Raw genomic sequence first — 17,196 nt, forward strand, 5'->3', positions numbered from 1 at the left:
CGGTTGCGGATAAGCCGGGTTACCGCTGGGTAAGCTGGGATGACAGTTCGAGGAGGAATGATGACCGATCGCGTGACGGTGGGAAACCTGCGCGTGGCCCGGGTGCTGTACGACTTCATCAACAACGAGGCGTTGCCCGGCACCGACATCGACCCCGACACCTTCTGGTCCGGCGTGGACAAGGTCGTCGCCGATCTGACGCCCAAGAACGAAGAATTGCTGGCCAGACGCGACGATCTACAGGCCCGCGTCGACAAATGGCACCGGCAGCGGGTCATCGAGCCGCTCGACCATGACGCGTACAAGGCGTTCCTCACCGAGATCGGCTACCTGCTCCCCGAGCCCGACGACTTCACGATCACGACCGCGGGCGTCGACGACGAGATCACCACGACCGCCGGACCTCAGCTGGTGGTGCCGATCCTCAACGCCCGCTTCGCGCTGAACGCCGCGAACGCCCGCTGGGGTTCGCTCTACGACGCGCTCTACGGCACCGACGTGATCTCCGAGGACGACGGCGCAGACAAGGGTTCCAGCTACAACAAGGTTCGCGGGGACAAGGTCATCGCATACGCTCGCCGATTCCTCGACGGCGCTGCGCCGTTGGCCTCCGGCAACTGGAGTGAGGCCACCGGCCTGCGCATCGACGACGGTCAGTTGCTCGTCGACCTGGGCGACGGCAACTCGGTCGGGCTCGCCACGCCCGAGCAGTTCGTCGGCTACACCGGCGACCTCGGCGCGCCGCAGTGGTCAGTGCTGTTGCGCAACAACGGATTACACGTCGAGATTCTCGTCGACCCGGAATCGCCCATCGGTTCGACCGACGCCGCGGGTATCAAGGACGTCGTCCTGGAATCCGCAGTCACCACGATCATGGACTTCGAGGACTCGGTCGCTGCCGTCGACGCCGAGGACAAGGTGCTCGGGTACCGGAACTGGCTGGGCCTCAACCGCGGTGACCTCACCGAAGAGGTGAGCAAGGGCGGTAAGACCTTCACCCGCAAGCTCAACGAGGACCGCACCTACACCACCCCGGACGGCGAGGGCGAGCTGACGCTGCCCGGCCGCAGCCTGTTGTTCGTGCGCAACGTCGGACACCTGATGACCAACGACGCGATCGTCAGGACGGACGGCAACGGCGAAGAGGTCGAGGTCTTCGAAGGCATCCAGGACGCGCTGTTCACCAGCCTCATCGCGATCCACGGCCTCAAGACCGGCGACGGCAACGGTCCGCTGGTCAACAGCCGCACCGGCTCGGTGTACATCGTCAAGCCCAAGATGCACGGCCCCGAGGAGGTGGCTTACACCGTCGAGTTGTTCGGCCGCGTCGAGGATGTGCTCGGGTTGCCCGCCAACACCCTCAAGGTCGGCATCATGGACGAGGAGCGCCGCACCACCGTCAACCTGAAGGCCTGCATCAAGGCCGCCGCCGACCGAGTGGTGTTCATCAACACCGGCTTCCTCGACCGCACCGGCGACGAGATCCACACCTCGATGGAAGCCGGCCCGATGATCCGCAAGGGTGCGATGAAGAGCACCCAGTGGATCCAGGCCTATGAGGACCAGAACGTCGACATCGGGCTGGCGACAGGCTTCTCCGGCAAGGCCCAGATCGGCAAGGGCATGTGGGCGATGACCGACCTGATGGCCGACATGGTCGAACAGAAGGTCGGCCAGCCCAAGGCCGGTGCCACAACCGCGTGGGTGCCGTCGCCGACCGCGGCCACCCTGCACGCCATGCACTACCACGAGGTCGACGTGTACGCGGTGCACAAGGATCTCGAAGGCGAGAAGCGCACCAGCGTCGAACAGCTGCTGGCCGTGCCGCTGGCCAAGGAGCTGGCGTGGGCGCCCGAGGAGATCCGCGAAGAGGTCGACAACAACTGCCAGTCGATCCTCGGCTACGTGGTGCGCTGGATCGACGCGGGTGTCGGCTGCTCGAAGGTGCCCGACATCCACAACGTCGCGCTGATGGAAGACCGTGCGACGCTGCGCATTTCGAGTCAGCTGCTGGCGAACTGGCTGCGCCATGGCGTCATCACGCCCGACGATGTGGTGGCCAGCCTCAAGCGGATGGCAGCCATCGTCGACAAGCAGAACGAGCAGGACCCCGAATTCAAGCCGATGGCAACGGATCCGGACCACAACATCGCGTTCCAGGCCGCACAGGAGCTGATCCTCTCGGGCGCCGAACAACCCAACGGCTACACCGAGCCGATCCTGCATCGCCGCCGCCGCGAGTACAAGGCCGAACACGGCGGTGCGTGATCCGGTGACCGGTCGGCGTCGCAAGTAGAGGGCGAAAGTGGGCAGGCACAGTAAACCGGATCCCGAAGATTCGGCAGGCGGGGATTTCGGCGATCGTCACGGCGAGTCGGAGACCGAACGCTTCGGCTATCTCGGCGACCGTCCGGAACCGGGACCCGGAAGCTATGACGCGGGCTACGGCTCCGGGTACGGCGACGTCGACCGTCCCGACTATGCGGATGGTCCGGAGGACCCCGGTTACTCCGACCACGATCGCGACTACTCAGAGCCCGACTACTCAGAGTCCGACTACGGCGGATCGACTCCCCCGCCGCGCTCAGGACCTGCGCACAGCGGTGAGTGGGAGGGCGGCGAGTGGACCGGTAGCCATCGTGCCGTCACCCCGGGCAGGCGTGGTGTCAGCGTCGGCGTCATCGCTGCCCTGGTCGCGGTCGTGGTGCTCGTGGGCGCGGTCATCCTGTGGCGATTCTTCGGTGACGCCTTGTCCGACCGCACGGATCAGGCCGCCGCGCGTTGCGTCGACGGAGAGCTGTCCGTCGCGGTGGTGGTCGACCCGAACATCGCCGAGCCGATCCAGTCGCTGGCCAACCGGTACAACGAGACCGCCGCCCCGGTCGCCGACAAATGCGTGAAGGTCGGCGTCAAACCGGCCGAATCCGACCGTGTGGTCAACGGTTTCACCGAGGCCTGGCCTCAGGAGTTGGGCGAGCGACCTGCGCTGTGGGTCCCGGGCAGCTCGATATCGGCGGCGCGGCTCGAGGCCTCGTCGGGCGCGCAGGCGATCATCGACAGCCGGTCACTTGCCACGTCGCCGGTGGTGCTAGCCGTTCGGCCACAATTAAAGAACGCTCTGGCGCAACAGAACTGGTCGACCATTCCGGCATTACAGAGCAATCCGTCGTCATTGGACGGGCTGAATCTGCCCGGCTGGGGCTCGCTGCGGCTGGCGCTGCCACTGAGCGGCGACAGCGATGCGTCGTATCTCGCCGCGGAGGCGATCGCGGCCGCGTCGGTGCCCGCCGGTGCGCCAGCCAGTGACGGCATAGCCGCGGTGAACACCGTGGTGGCGGGTCAACCGCAGCTGCCGGACAAGAAGACCTTGACGGCGTTCGGCGCGCTGGTCAACGCATCCGATCCGGCGGCGGCCCCCGTGCACGCGGTCGCCATCACCGAACAACAGCTGTTTCAGCGCGGCGCCGGTCTGCCCAATGCCGCCAGCGTGGTCTCGGGATGGCTGCCGCCCGGCCCCGCCCCGGTCGCCGATTACCCGACCGTGTTGGTGTCGGGCGATTGGCTGTCGCAGGAACAGAAGAGCGCCGCCAGCGAATTCGCCCGGTTCATGCGCAAACCCGAACAGCTCGCGGAGCTCGCCAAGGCCGGGTTCCGCACCGAAGGCGGAACGCTGCCAGACAGCGACGTCGTGGACTTCGGGCCGCTGCCTGCTCCACTGTCGGTGGGCGATGACCAAACGCGCGCGCAGCTGGCCAACGCGCTGACCGCCCCGGCGGCCAACCCGGCCGTGACGGTCATGCTCGACCAGTCGATGCCTACCGATGAAGGCGGACGGTCGCGGCTGCAGAACGTCGTTGCCGCGCTCAACGCCCGGTTGCAGGCGTTGCCGGCCTCCTCGGCAGTGGGCCTGTGGACGTTCGACGGCACCGCGGGCCGTTCGGAGGTGAGTACCGGACAGCTGAGCGACCAAGTCGGCGGCCAGCCCCGGTCGGCGGCGTTGACGTCAGCACTGGACGAACAGTCCGCCTCCGGCGGGGGCGCGGTGTCGTTCACCACGCTACGGTTGGTCTACACCGAAGCGATGGCGAACTTCCGTGAGGGACAAGAGAATTCGGTCCTGGTGATCACCACCGGGCCGCACACCGACCAAACCCTCAACGGAGAAGGGCTGCAGCAGTACATCCGCGGCGCATTCGACGAGGCAAAGCCGGTGGCCGTCAACGTCATCGACTTCGGATCGGACTCCGATCGCGCGACGTGGGAGGCCGTTGCCGAGATCAGCGGCGGCAACTACCAGAACCTCGCCAGCTCCGACTCCCCCGAATTGACGGCGGCGATCGCGAACTTCCTCGGTTAGAGCCCGGCGACGACCACGCTCACACGCCGCACCCCTAGTCCCGAACGTGGGTTACCAGCACACTTTTCGGTGTTAGGCGTGCGGGTAACCCGCGTTCGGCGGGCAAACGCGTGGTTACGCGAACGCCTCGACGGGCGGGCACGAGCAGACCAGGTTGCGGTCGCCGTACGCACCGTCGATACGACGCACCGGCGGCCACACCTTCGGGCGGTAGTTCTTGCCCAGCGGATAGGCCGCCTGCTCGCGGGTGTAGGCGTGGTTCCAGTCCTCGACCAGCAGGGACTCCGCGGTGTGTGGTGCGTTGCGCAACGGGTTGTCCTCGGCGGGCCAGGTGCCGTCGCCGACCTTGTCGATCTCGGCGCGGATCGCGATCATCGCCTCGCAGAACGCGTCGACCTCGGCGAGGCTTTCACTCTCGGTAGGCTCGACCATCAGCGTGCCCGCCACCGGGAAACTCATGGTGGGTGCGTGGAAACCGTAGTCCGCCAACCGCTTTGCCACGTCATCGACGGTCACGCCGGTCTGCTTGGTGATGGTGCGCAGGTCGAGGATGCACTCGTGGGCGACCATGCCGTTCTCGCCGGTGTAGAGCACCGGGTAGTACTCGTCGAGGCGGCGCGCGATGTAATTGGCCGACGCGATGGCGGTCAGCGAGGCGGCGCGCAATCCGCCTGCGCCCATCATCCGGATGTAGGCCCAACTGATCGGCAGGATCGACGCCGACCCGTACGGCGCCGCCGACACCGTGTACTTGTCCGGTAGCTCCTCGGCGAGCGGATGGCCGGGCAGGTACGGCGCCAGGTGCGCGCGCACCGCGACCGGGCCGACGCCGGGGCCGCCGCCGCCGTGCGGGATGCAGAACGTCTTGTGCAGGTTGAGGTGGCTCACGTCGCCGCCGAACCGGCCGGGCCGGGCCAGGCCGACGAGCGCATTGAGGTTGGCACCGTCGACGTACACCTGACCGCCGGCGTCATGGACGGCCGCACAGATGTCGGCGATATCGTGCTCGTACACCCCGTGCGTCGACGGGTAGGTGATCATCAACGCCGACAGTCGATCCGCGTGCTCGCTCACCTTCGCGCGCAGGTCGTCGAGGTCGACATCACCGTTGGGTCGGCACGCCACCACCACGACGCGCATGCTCGCCAGCGCCGCCGACGCCGCATTGGTGCCGTGCGCGCTGGACGGGATGAGGCAGACGTTGCGGTCGGGTTCACCGCGCTCGGTGTGATACGCCTGGATCGCCAGCAGGCCGGCGTACTCGCCCTGCGAGCCCGCGTTGGGCTGCAGCGACACCGCGTCGTATCCGGTGATGTCGATCAGCCACTGCTCCAGGTCGCCGATCAGCTTCCGCAGCCCAGGGGTGTCGGACTCCGGTGCGAACGGATGCTGGCGCGCGAACTCCGGCCACGTGATCGGCTCCATCTCGGCGGCCGCGTTGAGCTTCATCGTGCACGATCCGAGCGGAATCATGCTGCGGTCCAAGGCGATGTCCTTGTCGGCCAGCGACCGCAGGTAGCGCATCATCTCCGTTTCGGTGCGGTACCGCGTGAACGCCGGATGGGTGAGGAACTCCGAGGTGCGCGTCGCGATGCGAGGGCCGTCGAACTCCAAGTCGACCGGGGTCGCCGAGAAGGCCGACAGCACCGCCTCGACATGTGCGGCGGTGGTCGCCTCGTCACAGGACACCGAGACGTGGTCGTCGTCGACAAGCCAGATGTTGATGCCGCGTGCCTTGGCGGCTTCGCGCACCGCCGCCGCCCGGCCGGGCACCTTGGCCAGAACGGTGTCGAAGAACGCGCGGTGCACGACCTCGACCCCTGCTGCCGTCAACCCGGCAGCCACCGCACGCGCCCGCTGGTGCACCCGGCGGGCGATCCCGGTCAAGCCGTCGGCGCCGTGGTAGCTGACGTACATCGCGGCCATCACCGCGAGCAGCACCTGCGCGGTGCAGATGTTGCTGGTGGCCTTGTCGCGGCGGATGTGCTGTTCGCGGGTCTGCAACGCCAGCCGGTACGCCGGCGCGCCGTCGGCGTCGAGCGACACCCCGACAAGGCGGCCCGGCAGCTGGCGCGCGTGCTTGGCATGCACGGCAAGATATCCCGCGTGCGGGCCACCGAAACCCATTGGCACACCTAATCTTTGGGTGCTTCCGAACGCGACATCGGCTCCGACCTCACCGGGCGGGGTGAGCAGCGTCAAGGCCAGCAGGTCCGCACCGATCGCGACCAAAGCGCCGCGGGCATGGGCTTGGGCGACGAGCTCGCTCCAGTCCACGACGGCGCCGCTGGCCCCCGGTAGTTGCGCGATGACGCCGAAGAAGTCGCCGTCGGGCAGCCCCCGGGTCAGATCGGCGGTGACGATCTCGATGCCGAGCGGCTCGGCGCGGGTGGCCAGCACCGCGGCGCTCTGGCGGAACAGGTCGGCGTCGACGGCCAGCCGGTTCGACGGCCCGCGCACGGCGCGGTGCATCAGCGTCATCGCCTCGGCGGCCGCCGTGCCCTCGTCGAGCATGGATGCGTTGGCGACCTCGAGGGCGGTCAGATCGGTCACCATCGTCTGGAAGTTGAGCAGCGCCTCGAGACGACCCTGGCTGATCTCCGGCTGATACGGGGTGTAGGCGGTGTACCAGGCGGGGTTTTCAAGGATGTTGCGGCGCAACACCGGTGGGGTCAGCGTGTCGTAGTAGCCCTGCCCGATCATCGACACGGCCACGGTGTTCACGTCCGCGAGCGCGCGCAGTTCGGCCAGAGCCTCGTCCTCGGAGGCGGCCGCGGGCAACCGGTCGAGCCCCGGGGCAAGGCCGTCGGCCGACAGCGGGTCGAGGATGCGCGACGGCAGCGCCTTCTCGGCGAGTTCGTCGAGTGAGGAGACGCCAATCGTCTCGAGCATAATGGCGACGGCGTCCGCATCCGGTCCGATGTGGCGGTCGGCGAAATTGGGCTGATGGTGATCGAACACTCGGGCTACTCCAGACGCGTGCAGGCAGAGGACCGCTGGGTTCCTCCCCCTCTGTCGTCGACCCGTAGCGGGCGCCTGAGAGATTCGGCGATCGCGACGGTGCGAGATACGCCTTTCCCCATGGGCGGGTGAGTGGCGGCCGAGAGACCCGACCGGAGAGCTCACCGCTTTCCAGAGGCATCGGGGTCTCGTGCGGTCCTGGGTGCCTGAGAGGTTGACGGAGAGGTGTTGCTCCTTCGGCGTCCGTGACTGGCCGCCACGAAAACTCTCCCGCACAAGCGCGATGCGTTCACGAGTTTACCGTCAGAGGCGCTGACCTCGACAGCGTGCGGGTCCGTGGCCCGGGATATCAGCCGATCTTGCGGTCGCGGTGCTTACGCCGCGAGGCCAACTCGTCCTCGGGAGCTGCGATCGACTCTCCCCCGTCGGCGCGCTCACCGGGGAAATCGGCGATCGCGCCGGTCAACTCCCGCATCGCGCCCGAAACCGCGATGCCGAACACGCCTTGGCCGCCCTGGAGCAGGTCCACGACCTCTTCGGCCGACGTGCACTCGTAGACCGTGGTGCCGTCGGAGAACAGCGTGATGTTCGCCAGATCGCGAACACCGCGCTGGCGCAGGTGGTCGACGGCGACGCGGATGTTGTGCAGCGAGATGCCGGTATCAAGCAGACGTTTGACGATCTTGAGGACCAGGATGTCCTTGAACGAGTACAGCCGCTGGCTGCCGGAGCCTGCCGCGCTGCGGATGGACGGTACGACCAGCGACGTCCGCGCCCAGTAGTCGAGCTGGCGGTAGGTGATGCCTGCGATCTGGCAGGCGCTGGGGCCGCGGTAGCCGACGAGCTCGTCGGGAACGGAGTCGTCAGGGAACAGCCCCGCCTGGACGGGTTCTCCGGCGGGCTCCGGGGTGGTGGTCAGTTCCGAATCCGCGGGGCCGCTGGCAGCGGTGAGGTCCAGCTGCTCCTGACGTGGCGTGTCTCCCACTTCTAGATTCCTCTCGCCGATCGAACCCGCCTCTGTGACCTGCGTGGGGCACACATTTGCCAAGCCCGAGTGTGTCGAGCATACGCTTCTCGCCGTCCGCGGACTGCCCATCAGTGGTCCGGCCCCCAAAGTATGGCTGCCCGATTCGCCGATGGGGAAACCCTGCGCCGCGTGTCGAAGCGACGAGACGTTTCCGTGACAAACCCGCAGGACCTCGGCCGGCCTCGAGCTAGGTGGCCTTGAAGTCGTCCGGTGAGACGCTGTCGAGGAACTCCTTGAACTTCTCGACCTCGTCCTCGCGCACCGCGCCCGCCGCTTCGTCGTCGTTCTCGTCGGGAATGATGAGCCCGGCCTCCGCCAGCACCGCTTCCTCGACGTAGATCGGCACCCCGACCCGCAGCGCGATCGCCACGGAATCCGACGGGCGGGCCGACACCTTGATGTCGCGGTCGAAGATCAGGTCGGCGTAGAAGGTGCCCTCCTGCAGGTCGACGATGCGCACCTCTTTGAGCGAATGACCAAGCGCGGCAATGACATCTCGGATCAGATCGTGTGTCAGCGGCCGGGCCGGCTCGACGCCCTGCTGTTCGAGCGCGATCGCGGCGGCCTCCGACTGGCCGATCCAGATGGGCAGATACCGGTCACCGTTGGACTCCCTCAGCAGCAGGACCGGCTGGTTCTGCGGCTGCTCCACGCGAATGCCGACCACACGAACCTCACCCATCTGTGTCTGCCCTCCGCACCGAAGAAGCGAGCTTCATAGCCATCGCTTCGAGTCTAATCCTCAGCGATCCAGTACGTCGCGCACAGCCGACTTGATCAACGATGTGTGCAATGTGATCGCCAGGGCCGCCACTTCACGTGCCAGGTCATCGGCCCGGTCGCGGGCGCCGGCCTTGTTGGCCTTGACGATCGGCCCGGCGATCTGGGCGATCAGATCGGACTGCCGATCGGCCGCCGACCGGAACGCCCGCAGATGGCGGGGCTCGACGCCGTAGTCCTCCAGTGCGCGCGCACACTGGGCGATCACCACGGAATGCTCGTCGAAGAATCCGCCGCGCCCTGGCGTGATGATCCCGGCCTTGACGAGCGCGCCCAGGAGTTCCTCTCCGACACCCGAGCGGGCCAGCAAATTCTCCCGCGACAAGCGCACCTGCGTCGGGGCCACCGCCGCCGCACCCGCGGGCGCGTCGGCGCCGTCAGTGCCCTCTGGGGACACCGGAACCAAACGCGGTACGCCGTATGCCGATCCGTTCTGGGGCAACTCGCCGTCGGGCTGCGCGTCGAGCTGTGCCTTGATCACCTTCAGTGGCAGGTACTGGTCGCGCTGGGCGGTGAGGATGAACCGCAGACGTGCGCAGTCGTAGGCGGTGAACCGCCGATAACCCGACGCGGTGCGCTCGGGGGTGACCAGGCCTTCGGCCTCCAGGAACCGGATCTTGGAAATGGTCACGTCCGGGAAGTCCGGTCGTAGCAGATCGAGGACCGCTCCGATCGACATCCCAGTGAGCGCGGGAGTGTCGGGTGCGCCCATCGTTACTCTTCGCGCATGCGTTGGTCGACCACTAGCCGGCCTGACCGCTGTCGTCGTTTCTCGGGCCGGTGAGGAACACCAGGCGGAACTTTCCGATCTGTACCTCGTCGCCGTTGGCCAGCACCGCCGAGTCCACCGGTTCGCGGTTGACGTAGGTGCCGTTTAGGCTGCCGACGTCGACCACCTGGAATTCGCCGCTTTCGAGGCGGAACTCGGCGTGCCTGCGGCTCACCGTGACGTCGTCGAGGAAGATGTCGCTGTCGGGATGCCGACCGGCCGACGTGGTGGGCTGGTCGAGCAAAAACCGCGATCCCGCGTTCGGCCCGCGCTTGACGACCAGCAGCGCCGATCCGGCAGGCAGACCTTCGACGCCCGAAACGGCGCCCTCGGTCCCCGCCGTGGCCGGGGCGTCCAGTTCGTTGAGGAAGTCGGCGCGGAAGACGGACGTCGTTTCCACGGTGACTTCGTCAGACGTCTGGTCGGTCCCAGAGTTCTGGTCGTTTTCCGTCACCCGCTGCTCCTAACTGGCTGCTGTGGCGATACCGCGTCTGATGTCGACCGTACCGCGCGGCGAGCGCGATTGTGCCCACCACCGCCGGATCCGCCCTAGTTGGCGTCCGGTCTGCAAAACCCTAACAACCCGTCACTCGCTCACTGTGCTGCGGTAGCCGTCGGCGTCCAGCAGCGTGCCCAGCCCCTGCTCCAGGGCGGCGGGGTCGGCCTGCAGCTCGACCAGCCAACCCTCCCCGTAGGGATCGGAGTTCACGAGCTGCGGGCTGCCCTCGAGATCACCGTTGACCGCAACGACTTTCGCGGTGACGGGTGCATACAGGTCCGACACCGACTTGGTGGACTCGACCTCGCCGAACGACTCGCCGGCGGTCACCTCGGCGCCGACGTCGGGCAGCTGGACGAACACCACGTCACCGAGCGCCGACTGGGCGTAATCGGTGATACCGACGCGCACGGTGTCGTCGCCGGTGCGCAACACCCACTCGTGTTCCTCGGTGTAGTGCAGGTCGGCTGGGATTTCGCTCACGGCGCTCCTCGTTGTTCAGCGGTTCGGCCCGATTTGGCAACTGACCCTCATTTGACTGGCTGAGCGTATTGGCGCTGTTTCGGTTGCCGCAAGGCGGTCACGTCGACGCGGTCGGACTGCTGCACAGCCATGCTGCCGCCGACCCGTTCGACGCTGTCCATGGCGCCGCCGGGAATGGTCATGGCCGCGGCCAGGGTGGGCGGATCGCCAATGGCCAGAACCGAATACGGGGGGCTCATGGTGACGTCGTCGACCACCAGGGCGCCCGGGTTGCCGACGATCCAGGTGTCGACGCCGACGCGCACCGCGGCCTGCGCGTCGGCTCCCCCACCGCGGATCTCCATCGCCTCGGCGCCGGCATTGCGCAATTCGTTGATCACGTCGAGCAGCGTTTCGGCGGGCACCCCGGGCGCGGTGTCGGTGATGGTCAACGTCACACCGGGGCCGGTCGCGGGCACGGTCCCGATCAGGATGGACAGCGCGGCGAGCCGGGCCTGGGCGTTCTCGCTCGCGGCCTGGTCGCTGCTGCCGGACGCCTGCAACTGCGCCAGAGTGCGCTGCAGATCGCTCACCTCAGTGTTCAGCGCCGCCTCCCGCTGTTGCAGCGAATCCAGCAGCACCAGCAGGTCGGCGGGCCGGGCGGTCTCGAGCGAGTCGCCGGATTCGTTCTGCCGAACCTGGGTCACGATCGCCACCCCGAGCAGTACGCACAGCACAACGGCCAGTGCCCCGAACACCACCTGGGGGCGGCTACGGCGCATCACCCCGGCGATGCCGCCCGCGCGCAGGTCGCCGATCTCCTGAGACGGCTCGTTGGGCGGCAGTTCGTGGCGGCCGCCGCCGGCGCGGCGGTCGTCGGAGTCATCGGGTAGGGAGTGCTGCGGTGTGTGCTCACTCATGGGCGTGCCTCGTCATCACGCGCCGAACAACCTTCGGCGCAAAGCGGCTGCGTTGCCGAAGATCCGGATTCCGAGCACGACGATGATCGCCGTCGACAGCTGCGTGCCGACCCCCAGCTGGTCGCCGAGGTAGACGATCAGCGCGGCGACCAACACGTTGAACACGAACGACACCACGAACACCTTCGAGTCGAAGATGCGCTCCAGGTACGCACGCAGCCCGCCGAAGACCGCGTCGAGCGCGGCGACGACCGCGATCGGCAGGTACGGCTGGACGAACTCGGGCACGTCGGGGTGAAACACCAGGCCGAGCACCACGCCCACGATCAGTGCGGCGATTCCGATCATGTGTCTGACTTCATGTTCGTGTCATTGCCCAATCTGCTTGGCGAAGTTCAATTCTCGGACCGATCCTGCGGGCAGCTGCAGCCCGTCGCCGGTGCTCACGCTCACCCCGACACCGTAGGAGGCCTCCAACAGCCGCAGCCGCTGCAGGCCCGGGCTGCGGTCGAACACCTCCTGCATTGCGTGCGGCGGTCCGATCGCAAGGACGACATAAGGGCTGCTGATCGGTTGATTGTCGACCAGGATGCCGCCGCCCGCCTGCCGGATAGTGACATTGGGGCCGATCCGCACACCGCCGACCGACAGCGCTTCGGCACCGCTGACCCACAGCGAGTTGACGACCAGTTGCAGGTCGCGGTCGAGAATCACCTGTCTGCTGCCCGGGACCCGTTCTTTGGACACGTCGCTCAGGTTGGCCGACGACGCGCCCGGGTCGGTGACGGTGATCGTCAGCCCTGGCCCGATCACAGGGGTCGCCGCGGCGGCGAAGCTCGCCTCGTCGAGGCGGCTGAGCAACTGCTGGCCGCGCGCGTCACCCTCCAGGCGCCTGCGGCGTTCGTCGTCGACCTCGGCCGCCAGCGTGTCCCGGCGCTCGGCCGCTGCGGTGGTGTCGGCCTGCGCCGTCCGCACGCTGCCCGCAAGCACATGCTGCGTCTCCTGGACACCGGGTGCGGTCGCGCGCGCCTGGGCCACCGCGGCGGCGAACACCACCACCAGCAGCAAGGCACCCGCCAGCTGCCAGGCCCACTGTTGCCATCTCGGCCGCTCGCGGCCGGCGGCTTTCGCCTCGGCGGCCGCCGCGTACCCCGGGTCGAGGTGCTCGGTCAACAGCGACCGCAGCAGCGACGGCACCGGAATCTTTGTCGGCCGGTTCGCCTCGTGGGCGTTGCGGCCCGACTCCGGGTCATAGCCGCCGAGCGTGTTGCGGAAGCTCTGCGTCATCGCGACACCTTCGGCAGTCGGCGCACCACCATGCCCACCTGGATCAGGTAGAGCACTCCTGACCACAGGTACATCAGCAGGCCCCAGATCAGAAAGCCCCACCCAATGGCTAGCACCACCCGGCTCCACGTGGCGTCCCACTGCCCCAACAGGATTAGCGGCAGACCCGACATCAACGCGAACGTGGCGGCCTTGCCGATGTAGGTGACCGGCAGTGCGGTCAGGCCACGGCTGCGCAGCAGCGGCAGTGTCACGGCCAGCACGGCGTCACGCCCGATCAAGGTGAGCACAATCCACCATGGCAGCGACCCGTGAAGCCCCATGGCGATCGGGACCGTCAGCATGTAGATGCGGTCTACGGCGGGATCGAGCAGCTCCCCCAGCCGCGACGACTGGTTGTCGACCAGCCGGGCGATCTTGCCGTCGGCCCAGTCGGAGAACCCGCTGAACATCAGCACGGCCACCGCCCACGCGTTGGCATGCACCACGAGCAGCAGCCACAGGAACACCGGCACCAACACCAGTCGCACCGCGCTGAGCACGTTGGGCAAGGTGAGCACCCGGTCGCGGGACGGACCCGCCTCCTCCGGCGGCGAAGGCACCTGGCCATGCGCCTCGGTCATGGGCTAAACCTAGCGGAACACGCCCGGCAGGCTCAGCGCCGAGAGCGAGTCGTCGGCCAGTGGGTTGTCGTGCACCATGTACGTCCACGTCGAGGTCGGGCGGGCCAGCTTCGACAGGTCGACGCCGGGCTCGTCCTCGATCGAGGGCGCGGTCTCGAATGTTTGCTGGGCCGCTTCGATCGCGTCGGCGGCCAACGACGCGAACGCGTCGACGGCCATCCGGTGGAACTCGTCGATCGGCGTCTGGTTGCCCAGCGCTCGCAGATGGATGCTCTCGCGGATGTCGGCCAGGTACGCCAGGTGGTCGGCCCAGCCTCGGTCGAGGTGGTAGAGCATGATCAGCCGACAGATCGTCTCCAGCTTCTCCTCGCCGAGCCGTTCGACGACCTCCTCGTAGCGTTTCGGCGACAGCTCGGCGAGCTCCTCACGCGCTGTGGGCGTGCGCAACAACGTGTTTCGTCGTTCGACGATGATCGCGCGCTGCTGGGCGATCAGCTGGTTGTAGCGCCAGTTGGTGGCGTGGACGTCCAGCATCCGGCCTTCGGCGACGCGCTGTGCGTGGTCGAGCAGGCTGGCGGCCTTGGGGCTGACGACGCGGCCGCTCTCGTCGGTCTCCATCGGCAGTTTGTTGGGTTCCAGATGCGCGACGACGACGTCGTCTTCCCAGCTGGAGAAGAACACCGACGAGCCAGGATCGCCTTGGCGCCCGGCGCGGCCGCGCAACTGGTTGTCCAGCCGCTCGGTGTGGTGGCGGCCGGTGCCGATGACGTGCAGCCCGCCGAGCTCGGCGACCTCATCGTGGTCGGCCTCGTCGGAACCGCCGAGCCGGATGTCGGTACCCCTACCGGCCATCTGCGTGGACACCGTGACGCTGCCCAGCGTGCCGGCCTCGGCGATCACCGCGGCCTCCTCGGCGTCGTTTTTGGCGTTCAGCACGACCGCGGGAACACCGGCCTTGACGAGCTTCTCGTGCAGCTCTTCGGATTCCGCGACGTCGCGGGTGCCGACGAGCACTGGCTGCCGGGTCTGGTGAACCTCCTTGATGTGCTCGACGACCGCGTCGTTCTTGGCGGCCGCGGTGACGTACACACGGTCGGGCTCGTCTTCGCGGATGTTCGGCTTGTTCGGTTCGATCGGCGAGACGCCGAGCTTGTAGAACTGGCGCAGCTGTTCGCCGGCCGCCAGCGCGGTCCCGGTCATACCGCACACCGTCGCGTACCGGTTCACCAGCGCCTGGACCGTGATGGTGTCGAGCACCTCGCCGGTTTCGGTGGTCTCGATGCCCTCCTTGGCCTCGACCGCGGCCTGTAGGCCGTCGGGCCAGCGCTGCAGCTGTGCGATGCGGCCGCGCGAAGCGTTGATCAGGTGCACGGCGTCGTCGCGGACGATGTAGTGCACGTCGCGTTGCAGCAGGACGTGGGCGTGCAGGGCCACGTTGATCTCGGTCAGCGTGCCGGAGACGTGCTCCTCGGAGTACAGGTCGATGCCGCCGAGCTTGGCTTCCATCTTCTGGGCACCGATCTCGGTGAGATGGACGTTGCGGCTGTCGGTGTCGGTGTCGTAGTCCACGCCGGGGGTGAGTTCGCCGACCATGCGGATGATCTCGACCTTCGGGGTCTCGCGGTGAGTGGTGCCGGCCAGCACCAGCGGGACCAACGCCTCGTCGACCAACACCGAGTCGGCCTCGTCGATCAGCGCGACGTCGGGGTTCGGCGAGACCAGATCGGTGACGTCGGTGACCAACTGGTCGCGCAGCACGTCGAATCCGATCTCGTTCACCGAGGCGTAGGTGACGTCGCACTGGTAGGCCGCGCGGCGCTCGTCGGCCGTCGAACTCTCGGTGATCCAGCCGACGGTCAGGCCCAGCGCCTCCAGAAGCGGGCCCATCCATTCGGCGTCGCGGCGCGCGAGGTAGTCGTTGATGGTGATGACGTGCACGCTGCGCCCGCCAAGGGCGTAACCGGCCGCCGCGATCGCACCCGAGAGCGTCTTGCCTTCACCGGTCGCCATCTCGACGACGTCGCCCGCGAGCATGCGCAGGGCACCCAGAAGCTGAACGTCGAATGGCCGCAGCGAGGTTTTGCGTTCGGCGGCCTCGCGGGCGATGGCCAGAAACTGCGGGATGTCGCTCGACTCGGCGAGGTCGTCGAGGTTGAGCAACTTGGCGGCCTTGGCCAACTTCTCGTCGTCGAGGGCCGCGGCCTTCTCGTCGAAGTCCGCCGAGCTGCGCACCTGCGCCATCGATTGCGCCTGGCTCCGGTCGGTGCTGGCGCCGAGCAGCTTCCAGAACCTATTGCTGACACGACCTGAAGTGCGGGTCTTCGTCTTTGCCACACCGCTACCGTACGCGCTGCGCTCCTGGCCGCGAGTGTGCGCGTCCGCTTCGCGGCACTCCGCATTTGGCAGCAGTCTGCGCACCTCCCCTACTCACGGGGTGGGCCCACAGGGCCGGTCGACCGTGCGGAAGTCGATGCGCGCGAAATCGCACACCGGCTCGAAGCCGATCTTTCGATAGATTGCGTTCGAGATCGGATTGGCACGATCGGTGAACAGCACCACCGCCGCATCGCCGCGCTCCAGCGAGGCCTGTGAGGCCGCGGCGGTGACGGCCGAGCCGTAGCCATGGGCCCGATGCTCCACCGGCGTGAAGACCGGACCGATGCGCGACACCCCCGCCACCGGCGCATGCAGCAGGGCCGTGCTGACCGGTGTGCCCTCGACGTCCCACATCAGGAACCGGCCACCCCGGACGGCGGCGGCGTCGACGAAGCGAGCCCTTGCGGCGTCGTCGCGGGGGTGCCCGAACGTCTCACCGAAGAAGCGCTCAATCCAGTCGGCCAGAAGGGCGCGATCGGTCTCGTCGGCCCGTCGCGGCGCCCCTGCAGCGCCGGTCGGCGGCTGCAAAGTCCCCAGCCGGTAGAGTCGCTCTTCGAGCGTGACACTGCCGGGATGTCCGCCGTGGGACTGCCAGGCGTCGGCGATTGCGACGGCGACCTGACGGAGCCCGCGCACCCCGGTCAGATCGGGTCGCCTCCCGAGGAGATCACGGGCGACGACATCCGCGCAATCTATCGGAATACCGTTGCACGCCAACGGGTATGACGGTGTTTGCAGTGCGACGCCGACGACGTCCGAGTTCTGCCACACCGATATCAGCAGTGTGTCTTCGGGCATCGCGGCGGCGGCAAGGACCGTCAACTCGACGGTGTTGGCGACCGGGTCGCGCCGGTACACCGGTCCGGCGATTGCGCGGAACTCGTCGGCGGAATCGTGAATGCGCACCTCCATGAGTCCAGCATGGCCGGAACGCCGAACGGGTTCGAGCGATTTTCGTCGCGCTCGCTGCGGCGTGAGGGTGCGCAAAATGCCGAAAATCCGCGGCGCGTCGTGGGCAGACACCTTCGTAACTGGTTGATGTCAAGGGTGGTTGGGGTGGCCCGCTGGGTCCTGGTCTCAACGTAGTTCGTCAAACGGGTTCTTCCCGACTGCGTTCAATCGAGTTCATCAGGGC

14 protein-coding genes and 1 riboswitch are annotated in these 17,196 nt (G+C 67.6%); of the genes, 2 read left to right on the forward strand and 12 right to left on the reverse strand.

Annotated elements, in window-relative coordinates; genetic code table 11:
* The first annotated feature begins 60 nt into the window (after nucleotides 1–60).
* The gene (locus AAHH99_RS24810) at nucleotides 61–2,268 is read left to right on the forward strand and encodes a malate synthase G (RefSeq protein ID WP_418771089.1); all 2,208 of its coding nucleotides are present in this window, start codon (nucleotides 61–63) and stop codon (nucleotides 2,266–2,268) included.
* Nucleotides 2,269–2,305: 37 nt separating this feature from the next.
* Complete coding sequence (locus AAHH99_RS24815; RefSeq protein WP_418771090.1) at nucleotides 2,306–4,357, forward strand: substrate-binding domain-containing protein; 2,052 nt, start codon at nucleotides 2,306–2,308, stop codon at nucleotides 4,355–4,357.
* Nucleotides 4,358–4,471: 114 nt separating this feature from the next.
* Here AAHH99_RS24815 and gcvP read toward each other — a convergent pair whose 3' ends face one another.
* The 12 genes from gcvP to AAHH99_RS24875 form a co-directional block, all read right to left on the reverse strand.
* On the reverse strand, nucleotides 4,472–7,318 hold the full coding sequence (gene gcvP / locus AAHH99_RS24820) for an aminomethyl-transferring glycine dehydrogenase (protein WP_418771091.1): 2,847 nt from the start codon (nucleotides 7,316–7,318) through the stop codon (nucleotides 4,472–4,474).
* A 183-nt stretch (nucleotides 7,319–7,501) separates the two neighbouring features.
* A riboswitch (glycine riboswitch) is annotated at nucleotides 7,502–7,601 on the reverse strand.
* Nucleotides 7,602–7,667: 66 nt separating this feature from the next.
* On the reverse strand, nucleotides 7,668–8,303 hold the full coding sequence (locus AAHH99_RS24825; protein WP_064393706.1) for a MerR family transcriptional regulator: 636 nt from the start codon (nucleotides 8,301–8,303) through the stop codon (nucleotides 7,668–7,670).
* 229 nt (nucleotides 8,304–8,532) lie between these two features.
* The gene (locus AAHH99_RS24830; RefSeq protein ID WP_059098552.1) at nucleotides 8,533–9,027 is read right to left on the reverse strand and encodes a bifunctional nuclease family protein; all 495 of its coding nucleotides are present in this window, start codon (nucleotides 9,025–9,027) and stop codon (nucleotides 8,533–8,535) included.
* A gap of 60 nt (nucleotides 9,028–9,087) precedes the next feature.
* Complete coding sequence (locus AAHH99_RS24835; RefSeq protein WP_418771092.1) at nucleotides 9,088–9,837, reverse strand: MerR family transcriptional regulator; 750 nt, start codon at nucleotides 9,835–9,837, stop codon at nucleotides 9,088–9,090.
* Between the two features lie 31 nt (nucleotides 9,838–9,868).
* Entirely contained in the window at nucleotides 9,869–10,348 is a 480-nt protein-coding gene (garA, locus tag AAHH99_RS24840; protein WP_418771093.1) for a glycogen accumulation regulator GarA, read from the reverse strand.
* Nucleotides 10,349–10,480: 132 nt separating this feature from the next.
* Nucleotides 10,481–10,876, reverse strand: a complete 396-nt coding sequence (gene gcvH, locus AAHH99_RS24845) for a glycine cleavage system protein GcvH (RefSeq protein WP_064393703.1) — start codon at nucleotides 10,874–10,876, stop codon at nucleotides 10,481–10,483.
* Nucleotides 10,877–10,923: 47 nt separating this feature from the next.
* A complete protein-coding gene (locus tag AAHH99_RS24850; RefSeq protein ID WP_418771094.1) occupies nucleotides 10,924–11,775 on the reverse strand; it encodes a DUF881 domain-containing protein in 852 nt (283 codons plus the stop codon).
* Between the two features lie 15 nt (nucleotides 11,776–11,790).
* A complete protein-coding gene (locus AAHH99_RS24855) occupies nucleotides 11,791–12,123 on the reverse strand; it encodes a small basic family protein (RefSeq protein WP_064401724.1) in 333 nt (110 codons plus the stop codon).
* 21 nt (nucleotides 12,124–12,144) lie between these two features.
* A complete protein-coding gene (locus tag AAHH99_RS24860) occupies nucleotides 12,145–13,062 on the reverse strand; it encodes a DUF881 domain-containing protein (RefSeq protein ID WP_418771095.1) in 918 nt (305 codons plus the stop codon).
* Entirely contained in the window at nucleotides 13,059–13,685 is a 627-nt protein-coding gene (locus tag AAHH99_RS24865) for a CDP-alcohol phosphatidyltransferase family protein (protein WP_418771096.1), read from the reverse strand. The genes AAHH99_RS24860 and AAHH99_RS24865 overlap by 4 nt, the downstream gene beginning before the upstream one ends.
* Nucleotides 13,686–13,694: 9 nt before the next feature.
* The gene (secA2, locus tag AAHH99_RS24870) at nucleotides 13,695–16,019 is read right to left on the reverse strand and encodes an accessory Sec system translocase SecA2 (protein ID WP_418771097.1); all 2,325 of its coding nucleotides are present in this window, start codon (nucleotides 16,017–16,019) and stop codon (nucleotides 13,695–13,697) included.
* A 93-nt stretch (nucleotides 16,020–16,112) separates the two neighbouring features.
* Nucleotides 16,113–16,973: a GNAT family N-acetyltransferase gene (locus AAHH99_RS24875; RefSeq protein WP_418771098.1), complete on the reverse strand. Its 861-nt coding sequence runs from the start codon at nucleotides 16,971–16,973 to the stop codon at nucleotides 16,113–16,115.
* Between the last annotated feature and the right edge of the window lie 223 nt (nucleotides 16,974–17,196).

It is taken from the genome of Mycobacterium neumannii, assembly GCF_048452905.1.
Taxonomy (GTDB): domain Bacteria; phylum Actinomycetota; class Actinomycetes; order Mycobacteriales; family Mycobacteriaceae; genus Mycobacterium; species Mycobacterium neumannii_B.

Coding starts and splice junctions, on each gene's coding strand:
- AAHH99_RS24810 (WP_418771089.1), top strand. CDS start 61: ATGACCGATCGCGTGACGGTGGGAAACCTGCGCGTGGCCCGGGTGCTG.
- AAHH99_RS24830 (WP_059098552.1), bottom strand. CDS start 9,027: ATGGGTGAGGTTCGTGTGGTCGGCATTCGCGTGGAGCAGCCGCAGAAC.
- AAHH99_RS24835 (WP_418771092.1), bottom strand. CDS start 9,837: ATGGGCGCACCCGACACTCCCGCGCTCACTGGGATGTCGATCGGAGCG.
- AAHH99_RS24850 (WP_418771094.1), bottom strand. CDS start 11,775: ATGAGTGAGCACACACCGCAGCACTCCCTACCCGATGACTCCGACGAC.
- AAHH99_RS24855 (WP_064401724.1), bottom strand. CDS start 12,123: ATGATCGGAATCGCCGCACTGATCGTGGGCGTGGTGCTCGGCCTGGTG.
- AAHH99_RS24860 (WP_418771095.1), bottom strand. CDS start 13,062: ATGACGCAGAGCTTCCGCAACACGCTCGGCGGCTATGACCCGGAGTCG.
- AAHH99_RS24865 (WP_418771096.1), bottom strand. CDS start 13,685: ATGACCGAGGCGCATGGCCAGGTGCCTTCGCCGCCGGAGGAGGCGGGT.
- AAHH99_RS24875 (WP_418771098.1), bottom strand. CDS start 16,973: ATGGAGGTGCGCATTCACGATTCCGCCGACGAGTTCCGCGCAATCGCC.